The sequence below is a fragment of the Ruminococcus bromii genome, assembly GCF_002834225.1.
GTDB classification, from domain to species: domain Bacteria; phylum Bacillota; class Clostridia; order Oscillospirales; family Acutalibacteraceae; genus Ruminococcoides; species Ruminococcoides bromii.
Genome location: NZ_NNSR01000069.1, coordinates 94,258 through 111,241, shown reverse-complemented (window position 1 = coordinate 111,241; position 16,984 = coordinate 94,258). Strand labels below are relative to the sequence as shown.

The following is a 16,984-nucleotide window of genomic DNA, read 5'->3' as shown; positions in this document are numbered from 1 at the left end:
CTTGTATGTTGTTTTATCGGCAGATTATTTGCCGTATTTGCCTACGATAATACTTGAGTTCTGACCGCCGAATCCGAATGCGTTTGACATGGCAAAGTTGATTTCGGCTTTCTTTGCGGTATTTGCAACAAAGTCAATGCCGGCACATTCGGGATCAACCTCGTTGAGATTGATTGTAGGCGGAACTGTGCCTGTTTCAATAGCCTTGACACAGGTAATTGTTTCTGTAATACCGCCTGCGCCCATCATATGACCTGTTGCGCCCTTTGTTGAGCTTACATAGGGGAGAGTGTTGCCGAAAACCTTCTTGATTGAAGATGTTTCAACTGTGTCACCCTTGTTTGTTGCAGTACCGTGAGCATTGATGTAGCCGATGTCGGAAGGATTGATTCCTGCCTCTGCAATTGCCTGTTTCATACAAGCGATTGCACCTCGTCCTTCGGGATGCGGAGCAGTTACATGATAAGCGTCATCCGTGTTGCCGCAACCTCTGATTTCTGCATAAATCTTTGCACCTCTTGCAAGAGCGTGTTCCTCTGTTTCAAGAACGAGCGCACCGCCGCCTTCACCTATTACAAAACCGTCACGGGTAACATCAAACGGACGGCTTGCAGTGCTTGGCGAATCGTTTCTTCTTGAAAGAGCTTTTGCGTTGGCAAGCGAATAAATTACAAGAGGACAGAGAACGGACTCTGCTCCTACTGCGAGCATAATATCAGCCTTGCCGCTCTGCATACACATACAAGCTGTGTTGATTGCGTCACCGCCTGACGAACAAGCTGTGCTTACCGTAAAGCTCGGTCCCTGAATATTGTAGTCGATTGCGATATTTGCGGCGGCAATGTTTCCGAGAATTTTGGGAATAAAACGAGGACCTACCTTTTTGTGTGATGCGCCTGTGAGTGCCTCCTGAGTATATGCGATTGTTGCAATACCTGCCATTGCAGTACCCATAACAATACCTGTTCTTTCGGGTTCAATCTTGATTCCGCTCTGTTTCATGGCTTCCTCAGCCGCAATATAAGCGTACTGCATAAACGGATCTGTTTTTCTGATTAAATCCTTTGGAAGATAGTCGGACGGATTAAAGTCCTTTACTTCGCCGGCAATCTGAACAGCGAGTTCAGACGGATCAAAAGTCTTAATTGTGTCAATGCCCGATGCACCTGCCGTGATATTATTCCAGTAGTTTTCAACACCGATGCCGACAGGTGTTACCGCACCCATACCGGTTACAACTATTTTCTTCATTCGTTAAGCTCCTTGTTTTAAAATAAGTTATTTACATTTTGCATATTATTATGCTATACTTGAATTGTACCAAATATGGAAAAATTATTCAATACCGTTGATTATGCAAAAATGACGATTTGGCAGTCTTAAATTTACAGTTTTGCATAATATTGAAAAAAACCGACAAAATACTGCGGGAAATTGTCAAAACGGAGGTTATTATGGATATAAATCAGCTCAATTGCTTTATAACTGTGGCTCAGACGCTCAACTTTTCAGAGGCGGCAAGGCGGAACTATGTTTCTCAGTCAACCGTCAGCAGATATGTAAGCGACCTTGAAAAGGAGTTTGGGGTTCAGCTTTTTACACGATCTCACCGTGATGTTATCATAACAAGCGAGGGCAAGGCACTTTTGCCCTATGCGATTGAAATTGTTGAAACTTTAAAGAAAGCAAAAACCGTTATCAAGCAGATGCATGACGGAGGTCAGGGTAAAATTACGCTCGGCTGTGATGTTACCTCGCTTTCGTTCCCGACGAAATGTATTGCCGACTTTGCGGAAAAATATCCGGGAATTACAATTGATGTGCGACAGCTTGACGAGGCTGACCGCACACTTGCAATCACAGGCGGTGAATACGACTTCTGCTTTATGCCGAGAGATATGGTTCCCGAAAGCTCAGGTATTGAATCAATCATTACACATAATGAAACTTTGTCCGTTGTAACAGCGAAAAATTCAAAATTCAGCGGAAGAAAAAGCATTAAGCTTTCCGAATTGGCTGACGAAAGTATTCTGGTACTTTCGGAATCTGTTGCTCCGATTGTGTATATGGAAATTATGGATTTGTTCCGTACATTTCACATAACCCCGAAAATTGAAAATTCATTTGACGATCTTGTTTCCATATATGTGTCATCGTCATCGGGAATCGGCGTGTCTGTCATACCAACCTCGGTTGCCGCGTATACTTCTGACGAATACACCGATTCATACCTTATTGATGATGCGGACACAAGCATAGCCTATGTTATGGCATGGGAAAAGAATATTTCAAATCCTGCCGCAAAGCTTTTTATGGAGGCTGTTAAGAAATATGCCAAGGGCGATGACAACATTTACGGGCTGTAATTGAGCATATTTTTTAATATAAATTCCAATAAAGAATTATAGTGAAAATTTCACAAAATAAACACACATTATTTTCAAAAAAGGTATTTACTTTATAAATCTTCGGTGTTATAATTACGGTAGTCAAGGAGAAGTTGACAAAATATCCTTTAAGGAGGTAATTATAATGTACAGATTTACTTTACCGAGAGATCTCTATCATGGTAAGGATGCTCTCTCAAGTCTTAAAAATTTATCCGGCAAAAAGGCTGTTGTAGTTGTCGGCGGCGGTTCAATGAAGCGTTTCGGTTTTCTTGACAAGGCTGTTGACTATCTTAAAGAAGCAGGTATGGAGGTTAAGCTTATCGAGGGCGTAGAGCCTGACCCATCTGTTGAAACAGTTATGAAGGGTGCCGCTGTTATGCGTGAATTTGAACCCGACTGGATTGTTGCAATGGGCGGCGGTTCTCCGATTGATGCCGCAAAGGCTATGTGGGTATTCTATGAGTATCCCAACACAACCTTTGAGGAAATTATTACTCCGTTCAGTTTCCCGACACTTCGTACAAAGGCTAAATTCTGTGCTATCCCGTCAACATCGGGTACTGCAACAGAAGTTACGGCTTTCTCAGTTATCACAGACTATGCAAAGGGTATCAAATATCCGCTTGCTGACTTTAATATCACACCTGATGTTGCTATCGTTGATCCTGCACTTGCCGAAACAATGCCGGCTAAACTTACTGCTCACACAGGTATGGACGCTATGACTCACGCAATTGAGGCTTATGTTTCAACTCTCAACTGTGAGTACACAGATCCGCTTGCACTCCATGCAATTGAGATGATTCACGACAACCTCAAGAAGTCTTATGAGGGCGACATGGCTTGCCGTGATAAAATGCACGATGCACAGTGCCTTGCAGGTATGGCATTCTCAAATGCTCTGCTCGGTATCGTTCACTCAATGGCTCACAAGACAGGTGCGGCTTTCACAGGCGGTCACATTATTCACGGCTGTGCAAACGCTATGTATCTGCCTAAGGTTATCAAGTATAACTCAAAAGATCCTGTTGCAGCTGAGCGTTATGCTAAGATTGCTAAGTTCATCAACCTCAAGGGCGAAACAACAGAAGAACTTGTTGACGCACTCATCGCTGAACTCCGTTCAATGAACGATCAGCTCAATATTCCGCAGGGCATTAAGAACTACGGTCCGGGCGGTGTTAAGGCTGACGAGAGCATTATCGACGAAAAAGAATTCCTCGAAAAGCTCCCCGAAGTTGCCAAGAACGCGATTGCCGATGCTTGCACAGGTTCTAACCCACGCCAGCCAAATCAGGAAGAAATGGAAAAACTTCTCAAGGCTTGCTACTACGATACAGAAATCGACTTCTGATTCGTTTGACAAATCTATTTGTACTTATCACAGCTCTCCGTTTTCGGGGAGCTGTTTTTTTAATAAAAAATCCGCATTAAAAAGCTCTTAAAAGGCATAAAAATCATATGGACAATATTGCTTTGTTGTGCTAAAATTGACTTGAAATTGATGAATTTGGTGACATAAAATGAAAATTGCAGTAATAAACGGTCAGAACCATAAAGGCTCAACCTATCATATTGGCAAGCAGGTTGCCGATAAATTAGGCGGTGAGGTTACGGAGTTTTTTCTTCCGAGAGATTTCGGCGATTTTTGCGTAGGTTGTACGCAGTGTTTTCTAAAATCCGAAACACTTTGTCCGCATTATGAGCGACTGAAAAAGATTACCGAGGCTATGGACGAGGCTGATGTACTCATCTTCACAACGCCCGTGTATGTTTATCATTGCACAGGCTCAATGAAAGCATTTCTTGATCATTACGGTTATCGTTGGATGGTTCACCGTCCCGAACAGAAAATGTTCACAAAGCAGGCGGTTGTAATTTCGACAGCCGCAGGTTCGGGTACAAAATCTGCCAACAAGGATATCGCCGACAGTATGTTCTTTTGGGGCGTTCCAAAAACTTATCGTTACGGTGTCAATGTTCGTGCAACAAATTATTCAGGCGTCACCGATGGACTCAAAAAGAAAATTGACAAAAAGACTACCTCAATTGCCAATAAGGTAAAGAAAAGTAACGGCAAAGTTAAGGCAGGGTTAAAAACAAAAGGCTTTTTCTTTATTATGAGAATGATTCAGAAAAGCGGCTGGAATGAAGCCGATAAAAATTACTGGGCAGAACGAGGTTGGAACGGTAAAAACAGACCGTGGAAAAATACATAAGGAGATGTTTTAAATGGCAAAAAATACTGAAATCAGCTTGAGAAACAAGGTTATTTATTCGGTTTATGTCCGCAACCACACAAATGACGGCACATTTAATGCCGTTGCAGAGGATCTTGACAGAATAAAGTCACTCGGCACGGACATCATTTGGTTTATGCCGATTCATCCGATTGGCGTCAAGAATAAAAAAGGCTCTCTCGGCTGTCCTTATGCAAACAAGGACTATCGCACAACAAATCCCGAATACGGCACAATGGACGATTTCAAGAGCCTTGTTGAAAAAATTCACGCAAAGGGCATGAAGTGCATCATTGATGTTGTCTATAACCACACTTCGCCCGACTCAAATCTTTCAGTTGAACATCCCGAGTTTTTCTACAGAAAGTCGGACGGCAATTTTGGCAACAAAGTCGGTGATTGGAGCGACATAATCGACCTTGATTATTCCAACAAAGAATTATGGCAGTATCAGATTGATTCACTCGTTATGTGGGCGAGAATTGTTGACGGCTTCCGTTGCGATGTTGCATCATTCGTTCCCGTTGAATTTTGGAAACAGGCGAGAGAGGCTGTTGCAAAGGTAAATCCCGACTGCATTTGGCTTGCCGAAAGCGTACACAGCTCTTTCAATGTGTTATCTCGCAAGAGCGGAATTTATACCGCAAGCGACTATGAGCTTTTTGACGCTTTTGATATGGAATATGACTACGATATCCGTGAGGTTTTCGACAAATATTTGAAGGGCGAAACATCTCTTTCACATTATCTTGATATGTTCAATTATCAGGAGGCAATTTATCCGCAGAATTACGATAAAATGCGTTGCCTTGAAAATCACGATCAGCCACGAATCTGCCATTATGTAAAGAACAGGAGCGACCTTGAAAATTACACCGCTTTTCTGTATTTCTTGAAGGGTTCAACTCTCATCTATGCCGGTCAGGAGTTCGGTTGTGACGAAACTCCAAGCCTTTTTGACAAGGATGTTTTCCCACGCAACACAGGCATTGATTTAAGCAACCTTTTTGCAAAGCTCGATACAATCAAGAAAACCGTTCTTGATGATGACGATTATTTCAAGGCTGATGCAGACGATGAAAACGATATTGCAATTCTTGAGCGTGACAACAACAAGAGCAAAAAAGTCGGCATTTTCAGCCTTAAATCAAAGTCAGCAGATGTAAAAGTTGACCTCCCCGACGGCGACTATAAAAATGAAATCAGCGGTGAAACAGTTACGGTTTCAAACGGAAAGGTTCATTGCAACGGCAAAGCAATAATTATCCGCAAGTAAAATAAAATTTCATATATGAATAATACAACCTCCCTGCAAGGCAAAATTCGATTGCAGGGAGGTTGTTGTGTAGATAAATGTTCCTGTTTAATTTTGTTTTGATTCAAATTCACTTTTTAACATGGAAAAATACAATCGACCTACATATTCTCCGTCCATATAAAAGTAATCACGCAATGTTCCTTCATATGTAAAACCGCATTTTTCTATGACACGCTTTGAAGGTTTATTTATTGTCTTTGTACAAATCTGTACCTTGTGCAGATTAATTTTATCAAATCCATATTGTATAACTGCTTTCGTTGCTTCGGTAGCATATCCTTTGCATTGAAAATCAGAGCCTATGCAATATTCTATTTCGGCAAAATTATTTTTGCTGTCAACAAGAAAATATGCTATCTGACCTATACATTCACCTGAATTTTTTTCTATGATTGCCCAACGGTAGTAATCATTTTTTTGATACGAATTGATATATTTTTCGAGAAGTTCATCAACTTCTGCTTTTGTGGTGTAAACAGGTTCGGAATACAGAGACTGAATTTTTTTATCGGCAATCCAATATTTTAACATAGCCTCGTCGTCTGAAATTTTGAATTTGCGGAGTATCAATCTTTCTGTTTCTATAGTGTCTGTTCCGATATGTGTAAGCATATTTATCCTCCTAAAATAAGTTGTATATATTATTTTCTTTTACTATTTTGAAGCGAAAAACTAATTTTCACCATATTAAAAAATAATTTCCTACAAATTTTACATTAAAAATTTGATCGTGTCTATCAACTGAATTTAACCGAAATGTTAGCGTTGGTTGCGGATTTTAGTCTTATTTCTGAACAACACGGCAAACGGAGTAATGATTAAATAGAGAATTGTCAGTATCACAAAGAACATTATATCGGCATTGAGAAATACATAAATTATGTTAAACCCAAAATGAAAAAGCACAGAGTAAATCAGATTGTTGTGTCTTTCAAGAAAAATGTTTATCAGAACGGTGATTGATGTGATAACGACAATGTTTGAAATGATGTAGGGAATAGCCCTCAAATCAGTAAATTCTGAATCAACTATCCACAAAAGTGTGTGCCAAAAACACCAAACAAGTCCCTGACAAATTGACGATTTTATAAACGAGTATCTGCTGTTAAATTCTTCACGCATAAAACCTCGCCACCCATAAGAGCGGTCATTTCTTCAATGCGTTCCAAAGGAAACGGTGGTTCGCAAAGCAGTTTTTTATATGCTCACTTAGCTTTCTTTTTATTACTGCCGAAAATTTTAGTCGGAATAATGCTTCCGAGGAATGCGGCGAGCAAAATCCACGGAATAACTCTTGCGTCAAAGCAGAGCAAAAGGAGCATTGTTACGGCAAGCGGTTTTTTCATTGTGACACCGAGAAGTCCTGCCGTTACGACTGCCGCACAAAATGCCGTGTCAAGTCCGCCGAGCATTGCAACACCGTAGCCGATGCTCACTCCGCAGAAGATGACGGGGAAGAAGTGACCGCCTTTCCAACCCGACTTTATGCAGATGTTTGTGAGAACAAGTTTCAGCACACCGCTGATAATGAGAATCCACGGTGCAAATTCGGCAAAGCTTTCCTTGACAACGGTAATGCTTTCTTCGCCCGAAAACATTGCGAGGGGGAGGTATGTACCCATAACACCGAGGATAATTCCGCCGAGAGTTGTGCTGATAATAATGCCGAGCTTGCCCTGAATGAGTGCGAAAAATTTTCCGAAAATCTTTGAAGATATGATAAACAGAAAACCGCATACAGCGCCCAAAAGTGCGAGAGGAATTCCCCACAAACGCTCAAAATTTGTAATGTTATAACCACCAAGTCGTGGAAGTCCCATACTTCCGCCGAAAACGGAGTTAAGCAAAAACAGAGTTCCCGCCGCAAAAAGTACGGCAATGATGTTTGAAATAAGCTTTGTTGAACGGATATCGGTAGGCTTTTCTTCGCTGTCAAGCCTTTCTTCATTGACCGATGCAAGACCGAAAAGCGGTGCGTAGAATACCGCACTCAAGGTTGCGCTTATGCCGATTTGCATTAGTTCGGGAATTTTACTTTTAGCGTCTTTCATATGACTTCCTGCCCAGTAGCAAAGTCCGACGATAACGCCTGTCAAACCTGCCTCAGGACCGAGACTTCCGCCGAAAACAAGGGGCAAAAGTGCCGAAATGCAGAGCAAAAGCACCTTGTTGTACGGGTAAAATTTATCTTTTTTTACCTTTTTCATAACCTCGTCAAGTTCATCGGGAACGGCATTTGTCAGCTTTTGCCATATTCCGAGAATAAGTCCGCCAGCCGTACAGACGATAATCGGATAAAATTTGAAATCAAAATTTGACGGAATTGTATCCCACACAAGACCGATTCCCAAACCCATAAGTTTTAGAAACAGCCATACTATCAGCGAAGTAACCGCACCGCTGAATCCGCAAAAAATGTAGTATAAAAAATTGTTGGCAACAGTCCGTTTAGTCATTGTCGCACCTCCGTGTGTTTATAATTGGATTATAACATAAAACACAGCAAAAAAACAATTATTCCGCACAAAAAGTACGAAATAATTGCTTTTTATTATTTTTTTAATTTTAGAGCCTCTTCTAAACAAAAACAGCTGACACCAATGCCGATGTCAGCCATAAAAATCTATTTGATTTTAAATTTCAAAAGCGGCGCTTACCTTTTTGAATTCTCTTTTTCTGATGATGAAGTAGGCAATCAAAACGGATGTGCCTGTGATAATCCATGAAACGGGGTAAACCATAAGTAGCATATCATAGGTGTGGAATGCCTTGAATACCGTGAAGAGCCAGATGATTCTGAACACAACAGAACCGAAGATTGTGAGGATTGCAGGGAGGAGTGAATGTCCGATTCCTCTGAGCGCACCGCCGCTGATTTCGTATGAACCTGTCATAAGCTCAAGGAGCATAACAATCGCCATTCTGATGATTGCGTACTTGATAACGGTGGGGTCGGTTGTGAAGAAGGTGATGAAAAATCCGCTTCCGAGCATGAATATAACGCTCACACAGCCTGTGAAAATACAGCTGAAAAGCATACAAAGCCTAAACACCTTTTTGCATCTGTCAAATTGAAGTGCGCCGTAGTTCTGACTTGTGAATGTAACGGCTGCCTGGCTGAACGCACTTACTATATAGTATGTAATGTACTCGAAGTTGAGTTCAGCCGATGAGCCTGCAACCGCCTGTGAACCGAAGCCGTTTATGGCTGTCTGAATGAATACATTTGAAATTGAGAAAACCATACCCTGAATACCTGCAGGAGCACCGATTTTCAAAATCATAATGAGATGTTCTTTCTTGAATGAAAGTTTTTTTGGATTGACTCTGATTGACTCGTCTTCGTTTCTGATGAGGAACATCATAACAAGTCCGGCGCTTATGCCGTCGGCAATTACTGTTGCAATGCCGACTCCTGCAACGCTCATATCGCAGACGATTACAAAGAAGAGGTTCAAAAGAACATTTACAATACCTGAAATTACAAGACAGTAGAGCGGACGGCTTGTGTCGCCTACACTTCTCAAAATTGCCGAACCAAAGTTGTAGAGCATTACAAACGGCATGCCCATAAAGTAAATTCTCAGGTATGTTGCCGCAAGGTCAATTACATCATCCGGTGTGTTCATCAGCCTTAACAGCGGTGCTGCAATAACCTGACCGAGTATCAGAAGAAGAAATCCGCATATAAGTGAAAGTGTTATTACCGTGTGAACAGCTTCCGAAACCTTTTTACGGTCATTTTGACCTATATATCGTGCAATCAAAACATTTGCGCCGACCGAAAGTCCCGTGAATAACAGCACAAGCATATTGATGAGCGGAGCGTTGCTTCCGACTGCGGCAAGTGCCTGACTGCTTGAAAATCTGCCGACCACCGCAACATCGGTTGAGTTGAAAAGCTGTTGAAGAATACTGGATCCTGCAAGCGGAAGTGTGAAAAGAAGAATTTTTTTTACGAGCGGACCTTCCAGCATATTTATCTGGTGTGAGCGCCGTCGCTTTTCTTTTACAGTATTCTGACCTTTGTTTCTTTTAAACAGACTTGCAAACGCAAGTGAGGGCATTTTTTTGACTTTCTTCATTAATTTCTAACCTCTTCAATCACATAATCTTTGTAAACAATACCATTCTTTTCCATTTTCCACAATTATTGTAATCCTGTTGCCTGAAATAAACAAGCAAAATACCTTATAAACATAAAGTTTACTTTGCTCACAATTTTAGTTACAATAACCACCTCGTCAAAATTCTTCTTTTTATGCCTTTATAATATGGTAAAAACTGCTTTTCTGCATATTTTCAGACCGATTTTTCTCAATAAGCAAGGCTTTGAATTTGTATGCAATTTGTGCCTCTTCAACAACAAAAGTAAAATTGCTCTCTTGTAAGCATTGACGAAAAATTTTTTAACCTACAAATAAATGATTTTAAAATTGATGTATATGCCGATTAAATTATAATGATACAATCTTAATATAATATATGTTTAAAGGGATTAGCGAAAAGGAGTGAATGTTATGAAGAAAAAGATTGCTGTAATGGTGGTTGCAATTGTTTTATGCGTTGCCGCCGCAGTATTTGCCGTGCCGAAAATCAGTTTCTATGCGTGTGAGCCTACCGTGTATTTTGATGTTGAGGACTGTGACAAGGTTGACGCTAAGATGTCTGCCGAAGATGCCAAAACCGTGAAGAAAATGTTTGAGGGCAAATCCGCATATTTTGATTCACCCTCGTGCGGTTTTGACGAAAAGGCATCAATAAGAATAGGCTGTAATACATATATGCCTGCGTGTGACGGTGATGAAATTGTTAAGCACGGATTTATGTATTTTAGTCTTTCAAAAAGCGAAAATAACGAACTTCGCAAGATTATGAAAAAGTACGGAGCAGATACGAGAAAAGCTATCTGATACCGTTGACAGACGCATTTCCGTGTGTTAAACTTTTCTCGAAAAATATACGGAGGTGTTTTTATGAAAAACTACAACTGGGCAACACTCGGTTGCGGAGTTATCGCAAATGAGCTTGCAGCCGCACTCAAAAGCAGAGGACAGAAACTTTATTCCGTTGCAAACCGTACCCATGAAAAGGCGGTTGCATTTGCCGAAAAGTACGGCATTGAAAAGGTTTACAACGATATTGACGAGCTGTTTAAAGACGAAAATGTTGACATAATTTACATTTCCACACCGCACAACACGCATATAAAATATCTTCGCAAGGCTCTTGCGGCAGGAAAGCATGTTTTGTGCGAAAAGTCGATAACGCTTAATTCAGATGAACTTGACGAGGCAATCTCTCTTGCAGAGAAAAACCATGTTGTGCTTGCAGAGGCAATGACAATTTTCCATATGCCGATTTACAAGGCACTTCTTGAAAAGGTAAATTCAGGTGACCTTGGCGAGCTTAGGCTTATTCAGATGAATTTCGGCAGTTACAAAGAGTACAATATGAACAACCGATTTTTCAACCGCAATCTTGCAGGCGGTGCAATGCTTGACATCGGCGTGTATGCGCTTTCGTTTGTTCGTATGTTTATGAGCTCATGCCCAAACGATGTGTTGTCGCAGGTTAAATATGCCGAAACAGGCGTTGACGAACAAGCGAGTATTCTTTTAAAGAATAAAGAGGAGGAAATGGCAACTGTCATTCTTTCGCTTCACGCAAAACAGCCAAAGCGTGGCACAATCTCGTTTGACAAGGGTTATGTTGAAATCTTTGAATATCCCAGAGGCATGGAGGCAAAGATTACATACACGGCTGACGGCCATTGTGAAACAATCTCGGCAGGTCATACAAAGGACGCTTTGCTTTATGAGGTTGAAGATATGGAAAAGGCGATAGAGGGCGACAAGGCTCTTATGCACCTTGACTACACAAAGGATGTTATGAAAATCATGACCGACATCCGCAAAAGCTGGGGCATGAAATATCCCGAAGAAGAGTAGGTTTTTTGAATTTAATTTGATACTAAACACAAAACTCCACCGTGAAATGCGGTGGAGTTTCCTTTATATATTTGATTAAATCAAAATTAGTAGTTTTCTGCGTGGATTTCAAAATAGCTCTGTGGGTGGTTGCAGACGGGGCAAACCTCGGGAGCCTCTTTGCCTACAACAATGTGACCGCAGTTACGGCATTCCCAAATCTTGATTTCGCTCCTCTTGAAAACTTCTGCAGTTTCAACATTGCGGAGTAATGCACGGTATCTTTCTTCGTGGTGCTTTTCGATTGCGGCAACAAGGCGGAACTTGTGTGCAAGCTCTGTAAAGCCTTCTTCCTCGGCAGTTTTAGCGAAATCTTCGTACATATCTGTCCACTCATAGTTTTCGCCCTCGGCAGCGGCAAGAAGATTTTCGGCTGTGTCGCCGATTCCGTTAAGCTCCTTGAACCACATTTTTGCGTGTTCTTTCTCGTTGCCTGCCGTTTTTAAGAAAAGGTCTGCAATCTGCTCAAAGCCCTGCTTTTTGGCAACAGATGCAAAATATGTGTATTTGTTACGAGCCTGCGATTCGCCTGCAAAAGCAGCCTCAAGGTTCTTTTCTGTCTGTGTTCCCGAATACTTTGTTGTTTTAGCCATAATATTTCCTCCGTTAAATTAATTTTTGAAATTTAAAATAATCAATACGCCTTTGTGTATTTAATTTTTGAATAAAATAATAATCATTATTGATTTAATACTACTATACCTTTTTTATATAGATTTGTCAATAGATTTACGCAAAAAAATATTTCTTTTTTAGGATAGGCATATTTCATTTGAAAATACCTATCCGTTATTTTATGTCTGTTTTTTCGATTTTATTACTATTTTTGCGAAAAATATTGCTTGTGTATTGTTGCAATTTGCTAAAGTGTTGGATGTGTGAAAATTTTACCTTGACTTTTCACCCTGTACAGTATAAAATAGTTCTCAAAGAAACACATAGTAAATTGATAGGAATTATAGGGTAACAAAATAACCTCAAAAATCCAAAAGGTGACGCTTATGAAAAACATTTACAATCTGAAGAAAATACGAATGTGTACCTCATTTGGGGGCAAGTCGTACTGTTGTATGTAATTGCCTGTCAGAATCTAAAATCAAATTAATTTAAAGTGAGGTAATCAAAATGAAAAATTTAAGAACAAAAGTATTATCGGCAGTATTGGCAGTTTCAGTATTGGGTGCGTCAGCGGTTGCCTTTACAGGATGCGGTAATAAAGATACAACAAACGATTCAAAAGTAACATTAACAAATGTTTCGTATGACCCTACACGAGAGCTTTATGAATCATATAATAAGATTTTCGCAAAGCATTGGAAAGAAGAAACAGGACAGGATGTTGAAGTTACCCAGTCACACGGCGGTTCGGGCAAACAGGCTCTTGAGGTTGCAAACGGTCTTGAGGCAGATGTTGTAACACTCGCACTTGAATACGATGTAAACGCAATTCGTGACGCAGGTCTGATTGAGGACGGTTGGGTAAATGAGTTTGACAATGACTCTTCACCATACACTTCAACAATTGTATTCCTTGTTCGCAAAGGTAATCCGAAAAACATTAAGGATTGGGACGATGTTGCAAAAGACGGTGTGGGCGTTATCACTCCAAACCCGAAAACTTCGGGCGGTGCAAGATGGAACTACCTTGCCGCTTGGGCATATGCAGACAAGAAATATAACGGTGATGAGGCAAAAATTGAAGATTTCATTAAAAAGCTTTATCAAAATGTGCTTGTGCTTGACTCAGGCGCAAGAGGTGCTACAACTTCATTTGTAGAAAACGGACAGGGCGATGTTCTTCTTGCTTGGGAGAATGAGGCGTACCTTTCAATCAAGGACAATCCCGACGAGTACGAAATCGTTACTCCGAGCGTCAGCATTCTTGCACAGCCGTCTGTTGCTGTTGTTGATGAAGTGGTTGACCAAAGAGGCACTCGAAAGGTTGCAACAGAGTATTTAAGTTATCTTTACAGCGATGAGGCTCAGCGTATTGCAGGCGATAACTATTACCGCCCTTATAATAAGGAAATTTTGAAGGAATACTCCGATGTGTTCGACCTCAACATAAACCTTGTAACAATCAACGATTTCGGCGGTTGGGACGAGGCTCAGAAAAAGCACTTTGCAGACGGCGGTATCTTCGATAAGATTTACGAGAAAAAATAAAACCGATTAAAAAATGACATCAGGCAGTTTATAGGCAATCCTGTCTGATGTCGGATGATATTTTACAGGGGAAACAGGTGTGATAATGGTTCAGGCAAAAAAGTCAAAAAAAGCAAAAAGAGTAATCCCGGGCTTCGGTCTTTCTTTGGGTGTAACAATTACATTATTAAGCCTTGTTGTGCTGATTCCTCTTGCCGCTCTCGTTATTTATACGGCACAGATGAGCCCCTCTGAATTTTGGGAGGCAATCACCCGTGAAAGAGTGCTTGCAAGCTACAAGGTTAGTTTTATAACCGCATTTATTGCATCTCTCATCAATGCCGTTATGGGTGTAATTCTTGCGTGGGTGCTTGTTCGTTACAAATTCCCGGGCAAAAGAATTCTTGACGGTATGATTGAACTTCCGTTTGCACTTCCGACAGCGGTTGCAGGCATTGCACTTACTTCTCTGACTGCCGACACAGGTCTTATCGGTGGATTTTTTGCAAAGTTCGGCATAAGCATTGCCTACACAAGAGTTGGTATTACGGTTGCACTTGTATTTGTGGGAATACCTTTTGTAACAAGAGCAGTTCAGCCTGTTCTTGAAAAGCTTGATCCTGTTTATGAAGAGGCGGCAGGAGTTATGGGTGCGGGCAGATTCAGAATTTTCAGAAAAATTATTCTTCCCGAAATTCTTCCCTCGGTTCTCACAGGCTTTGGTCTTGCATTCGGAAGATGTCTTGGTGAGTACGGTTCGGTTGTTTTTATTGCAGGCAACAAGCCGTTTGAAACAGAAATCACTCCGCTTATCATTATGTCGGAGCTGCAGGAATATGACTACAAAAGTGCAACGGCAATCGCACTTGTAATGCTTGCCGCATCTTTTTGGATTTTGTTCCTTGTAAATATGGTTCAGCACAGGAATGCAAAAATTCTGAAAGGGGGAAGATAAAATGTACGAAGAAACAAAGCGTTCAAAGGTTGTAAAGTACATACTCATAGGCATTGCGCTTTTATTTGTATTCGTAATGCTCGTTCTTCCTCTTGTTACGGTAATCTGCGAGGCTTTCAAAAGCGGTGCAGAGGTGTTCTGGCAGGCTGTCAGCGATGATTACACGGTAAAGGCAATTGTGCTTACTGTTGAGGCAACTGTGTTTGCGGTACTGTTCAATACGGTATTCGGAATTTTTGCCGCCTGGTCAATTACAAAGTTCAGATTCAAGGGCAAAAAACTTCTTACAACACTCATCGACCTCCCCGTAACGGTTTCGCCCATAATCGCAGGTCTTATATTTGTACTCACATTCGGCAGACAAAGCCCGATATATCCGCTTTTAAGCGAACTTGGAATCAAGGTTACCTTTGCCGTTCCGGGAATTATCCTTGCAACCGTGTTTGTAACATTCCCGTTCATCTCAAGGGAGCTTATTCCCGTGCTTGAATCCGAGGGTACGGATGAGGAAGAAGCCGCCGCACTTATGGGTGCAAAAGGCACAACAATTTTCAGAAAAATAACATTTCCGCACATAAAATGGGCATTCCTTTACGGAGTTGTACTCTGTGCCGCAAGAGCAATGGGTGAATTTGGTGCAGTTTCGGTAATTTCGGGACATTTAAGAGGAAAAACAAACACACTTCCTCTCCATGTTGAAATTTTGTTCAACGAGTTCAAGTATGTTCCCGCATTTGCGGTTTCATCAATACTTGTGCTTATGGCGATTGCAATTTTGATTATCAGAAGTGTGGTTGAATACAAAGGAAAGAAGGATGCGTAATGTATGTTGAGCTTAAAAATATAAATAAAACTTTCGGTGACTACAAGGCATCCGACAATGTAAACTTTGGTATTGAAAAGGGTAAGCTTATCGGACTTCTCGGTCCTTCGGGCAGCGGCAAAACAACAATTCTTCGTATGATTGCAGGACTTGAAAATCCCGACAGCGGCGAAATTGTAATTGACGGAAAGGTTGTCAACGATATTCCCGCAAGCAAAAGAGGCATAGGCTTTGTATTCCAAAACTACGCTCTTTTCAGATATATGACAGTTTTTGATAACATTGCTTTCGGTCTGAAAATTCAGAAAAAGAGCAAGAAATTTATCAAGGAAAGAGTAAACGAGCTTGTAAAGCTTATCGGTCTTGAAGGACTTGAAAAGCGTTATCCAAGCCAGCTTTCGGGCGGTCAAAAACAGCGTGTTGCCTTTGCAAGAGCGCTTGCGCCAAACCCGAATCTTCTTCTGCTTGACGAACCATTTGCCGCAATTGACGCAAAGGTTAGGCAGGAGCTTCGCTCATGGCTTAAGGATATGATTGAAAGGCTCGGCGTTACAAGTATATTTGTAACTCACGATCAGAGCGAGGCTATTGAGGTTGCCGATGAAATCATAATTACAAACAAGGGCAGAATTGAACAGATAGGCTCGCCGATTGACATTTATCAGCATCCCGAAACCGCATTTTCCGCATCATTTTTCGGTCAGACTACTACGCTTGACGATTATACAAAGTTCAAGACCTTTGATGTTGTCGATAATGTTGACCGTGCAGTTATCCGTCCCGAATTTGTAAAGGTGACAAAGCTCAGCGAAACAACTGCACAAAAAGCGTCTGTATCCGTCGGCGAGGTTATAAAGACTTCATTCAGAGGTGACAATATCGAAATTGCCGTAAAATGTGACGGAGGCACGGTTTATGCGTACAGAGGACTTGACGAAACTCCGATTACCGTCGGAGAAAAGGTCAATGTATTTCTTTATCGGCTTTTCATTACCAAAGGCGATGAGGTTCAGATCCTCCGTAACAAATCACTTCAGGAAGAATCGGTTATCATCTAATCTGTTTAATCACGATATCAACTGTAAAAAATCCTATAAAAACAAGCAAAGCACCGAGGGTAATT

Annotated in this window: 16 protein-coding genes; 10 read left to right on the top strand and 6 right to left on the bottom strand. The window is 41.1% G+C overall.

Annotated features, from left to right (window positions below):
- Nucleotides 1–24: 24 nt before the first annotated feature.
- Nucleotides 25–1,251, bottom strand: coding sequence for a beta-ketoacyl-ACP synthase II (gene fabF, locus RBATCC27255_RS07710; protein ID WP_046432451.1), 1,227 nt, complete (start codon nt 1,249–1,251; stop codon nt 25–27).
- Between the two features lie 203 nt (nt 1,252–1,454).
- On the opposite strand from fabF, the gene RBATCC27255_RS07705 reads away from it, so the two are divergent.
- The 4 genes from RBATCC27255_RS07705 (at nt 1,455) to RBATCC27255_RS07690 (ending at nt 5,906) form a co-directional block, all read left to right on the top strand.
- Nucleotides 1,455–2,366, top strand: a complete 912-nt coding sequence (locus RBATCC27255_RS07705; protein WP_101029451.1) for a LysR family transcriptional regulator — start codon at nt 1,455–1,457, stop codon at nt 2,364–2,366.
- A gap of 166 nt (nt 2,367–2,532) precedes the next feature.
- A complete protein-coding gene (locus RBATCC27255_RS07700) occupies nt 2,533–3,744 on the top strand; it encodes an iron-containing alcohol dehydrogenase (RefSeq protein ID WP_101029450.1) in 1,212 nt (403 codons plus the stop codon).
- Nucleotides 3,745–3,913: 169 nt separating this feature from the next.
- Complete coding sequence (locus RBATCC27255_RS07695; protein WP_101029449.1) at nt 3,914–4,609, top strand: flavodoxin family protein; 696 nt, start codon at nt 3,914–3,916, stop codon at nt 4,607–4,609.
- Between the two features lie 13 nt (nt 4,610–4,622).
- A complete protein-coding gene (locus tag RBATCC27255_RS07690; protein ID WP_101029448.1) occupies nt 4,623–5,906 on the top strand; it encodes an alpha-amylase family glycosyl hydrolase in 1,284 nt (427 codons plus the stop codon).
- Between the two features lie 87 nt (nt 5,907–5,993).
- Here RBATCC27255_RS07690 and RBATCC27255_RS07685 read toward each other — a convergent pair whose 3' ends face one another.
- The 4 genes from RBATCC27255_RS07685 to RBATCC27255_RS07670 all read right to left on the bottom strand — a co-directional run bounded on the left by RBATCC27255_RS07685 (nt 5,994) and on the right by RBATCC27255_RS07670 (nt 10,033).
- Entirely contained in the window at nt 5,994–6,560 is a 567-nt protein-coding gene (locus RBATCC27255_RS07685) for a GNAT family N-acetyltransferase (protein WP_101029447.1), read from the bottom strand.
- A gap of 147 nt (nt 6,561–6,707) precedes the next feature.
- On the bottom strand, nt 6,708–7,070 hold the full coding sequence (locus tag RBATCC27255_RS07680) for a CPBP family glutamic-type intramembrane protease (protein ID WP_242958608.1): 363 nt from the start codon (nt 7,068–7,070) through the stop codon (nt 6,708–6,710).
- Between the two features lie 83 nt (nt 7,071–7,153).
- Complete coding sequence (locus tag RBATCC27255_RS07675) at nt 7,154–8,404, bottom strand: chloride channel protein (RefSeq protein WP_101029446.1); 1,251 nt, start codon at nt 8,402–8,404, stop codon at nt 7,154–7,156.
- A gap of 177 nt (nt 8,405–8,581) precedes the next feature.
- The gene (locus tag RBATCC27255_RS07670; RefSeq protein ID WP_242958592.1) at nt 8,582–10,033 is read right to left on the bottom strand and encodes an MATE family efflux transporter; all 1,452 of its coding nucleotides are present in this window, start codon (nt 10,031–10,033) and stop codon (nt 8,582–8,584) included.
- A 435-nt stretch (nt 10,034–10,468) separates the two neighbouring features.
- Between RBATCC27255_RS07670 and RBATCC27255_RS07665 the strand changes: the two genes are divergently transcribed.
- Both RBATCC27255_RS07665 and RBATCC27255_RS07660 read left to right on the top strand, forming a co-directional pair.
- Nucleotides 10,469–10,861 carry a hypothetical protein gene (locus tag RBATCC27255_RS07665; RefSeq protein WP_101029445.1) on the top strand — a complete coding sequence of 131 codons (393 nt, stop codon included), beginning with the start codon at nt 10,469–10,471 and terminating at the stop codon, nt 10,859–10,861.
- Nucleotides 10,862–10,924: 63 nt separating this feature from the next.
- Nucleotides 10,925–11,899, top strand: coding sequence for a Gfo/Idh/MocA family protein (locus tag RBATCC27255_RS07660; protein WP_101029444.1), 975 nt, complete (start codon nt 10,925–10,927; stop codon nt 11,897–11,899).
- A gap of 86 nt (nt 11,900–11,985) precedes the next feature.
- On the opposite strand, the gene rbr is transcribed toward RBATCC27255_RS07660, so the two are convergent.
- Nucleotides 11,986–12,531, bottom strand: a complete 546-nt coding sequence (gene rbr / locus RBATCC27255_RS07655; protein ID WP_101029443.1) for a rubrerythrin — start codon at nt 12,529–12,531, stop codon at nt 11,986–11,988.
- 532 nt (nt 12,532–13,063) lie between these two features.
- On the opposite strand from rbr, the gene RBATCC27255_RS07650 reads away from it, so the two are divergent.
- The 4 genes from RBATCC27255_RS07650 (at nt 13,064) to RBATCC27255_RS07635 (ending at nt 16,919) form a co-directional block, all read left to right on the top strand.
- Nucleotides 13,064–14,104 carry a sulfate ABC transporter substrate-binding protein gene (locus RBATCC27255_RS07650; protein ID WP_046432469.1) on the top strand — a complete coding sequence of 347 codons (1,041 nt, stop codon included), beginning with the start codon at nt 13,064–13,066 and terminating at the stop codon, nt 14,102–14,104.
- Between the two features lie 85 nt (nt 14,105–14,189).
- Nucleotides 14,190–15,038, top strand: coding sequence for a sulfate ABC transporter permease subunit CysT (cysT, locus tag RBATCC27255_RS07645; RefSeq protein ID WP_101029442.1), 849 nt, complete (start codon nt 14,190–14,192; stop codon nt 15,036–15,038).
- Between the two features lies 1 nt (nt 15,039).
- The gene (gene cysW / locus RBATCC27255_RS07640) at nt 15,040–15,861 is read left to right on the top strand and encodes a sulfate ABC transporter permease subunit CysW (protein WP_101029441.1); all 822 of its coding nucleotides are present in this window, start codon (nt 15,040–15,042) and stop codon (nt 15,859–15,861) included.
- The gene (locus RBATCC27255_RS07635; RefSeq protein WP_101029440.1) at nt 15,861–16,919 is read left to right on the top strand and encodes a sulfate/molybdate ABC transporter ATP-binding protein; all 1,059 of its coding nucleotides are present in this window, start codon (nt 15,861–15,863) and stop codon (nt 16,917–16,919) included. Before cysW ends, RBATCC27255_RS07635 begins: the two co-directional genes overlap by 1 nt.
- The last annotated feature ends 65 nt before the right edge of the window (nt 16,920–16,984 follow it).

What these genes read in the sequence shown, in the direction of transcription:
- RBATCC27255_RS07635 (WP_101029440.1), top strand. Translation starts at nt 15,861, where the DNA reads ATGTATGTTGAGCTTAAAAATATAAATAAAACTTTCGGTGACTACAAG.
- RBATCC27255_RS07660 (WP_101029444.1), top strand. Translation starts at nt 10,925, where the DNA reads ATGAAAAACTACAACTGGGCAACACTCGGTTGCGGAGTTATCGCAAAT.
- cysW (WP_101029441.1), top strand. Translation starts at nt 15,040, where the DNA reads ATGTACGAAGAAACAAAGCGTTCAAAGGTTGTAAAGTACATACTCATA.
- RBATCC27255_RS07700 (WP_101029450.1), top strand. Translation starts at nt 2,533, where the DNA reads ATGTACAGATTTACTTTACCGAGAGATCTCTATCATGGTAAGGATGCT.
- RBATCC27255_RS07670 (WP_242958592.1), bottom strand. Translation starts at nt 10,033, where the DNA reads ATGAAGAAAGTCAAAAAAATGCCCTCACTTGCGTTTGCAAGTCTGTTT.
- RBATCC27255_RS07685 (WP_101029447.1), bottom strand. Translation starts at nt 6,560, where the DNA reads ATGCTTACACATATCGGAACAGACACTATAGAAACAGAAAGATTGATA.
- RBATCC27255_RS07690 (WP_101029448.1), top strand. Translation starts at nt 4,623, where the DNA reads ATGGCAAAAAATACTGAAATCAGCTTGAGAAACAAGGTTATTTATTCG.
- RBATCC27255_RS07695 (WP_101029449.1), top strand. Translation starts at nt 3,914, where the DNA reads ATGAAAATTGCAGTAATAAACGGTCAGAACCATAAAGGCTCAACCTAT.
- rbr (WP_101029443.1), bottom strand. Translation starts at nt 12,531, where the DNA reads ATGGCTAAAACAACAAAGTATTCGGGAACACAGACAGAAAAGAACCTT.
- RBATCC27255_RS07665 (WP_101029445.1), top strand. Translation starts at nt 10,469, where the DNA reads ATGAAGAAAAAGATTGCTGTAATGGTGGTTGCAATTGTTTTATGCGTT.
- RBATCC27255_RS07675 (WP_101029446.1), bottom strand. Translation starts at nt 8,404, where the DNA reads ATGACTAAACGGACTGTTGCCAACAATTTTTTATACTACATTTTTTGC.
- RBATCC27255_RS07680 (WP_242958608.1), bottom strand. Translation starts at nt 7,070, where the DNA reads ATGCGTGAAGAATTTAACAGCAGATACTCGTTTATAAAATCGTCAATT.
- RBATCC27255_RS07650 (WP_046432469.1), top strand. Translation starts at nt 13,064, where the DNA reads ATGAAAAATTTAAGAACAAAAGTATTATCGGCAGTATTGGCAGTTTCA.
- RBATCC27255_RS07705 (WP_101029451.1), top strand. Translation starts at nt 1,455, where the DNA reads ATGGATATAAATCAGCTCAATTGCTTTATAACTGTGGCTCAGACGCTC.
- cysT (WP_101029442.1), top strand. Translation starts at nt 14,190, where the DNA reads ATGGTTCAGGCAAAAAAGTCAAAAAAAGCAAAAAGAGTAATCCCGGGC.
- fabF (WP_046432451.1), bottom strand. Translation starts at nt 1,251, where the DNA reads ATGAAGAAAATAGTTGTAACCGGTATGGGTGCGGTAACACCTGTCGGC.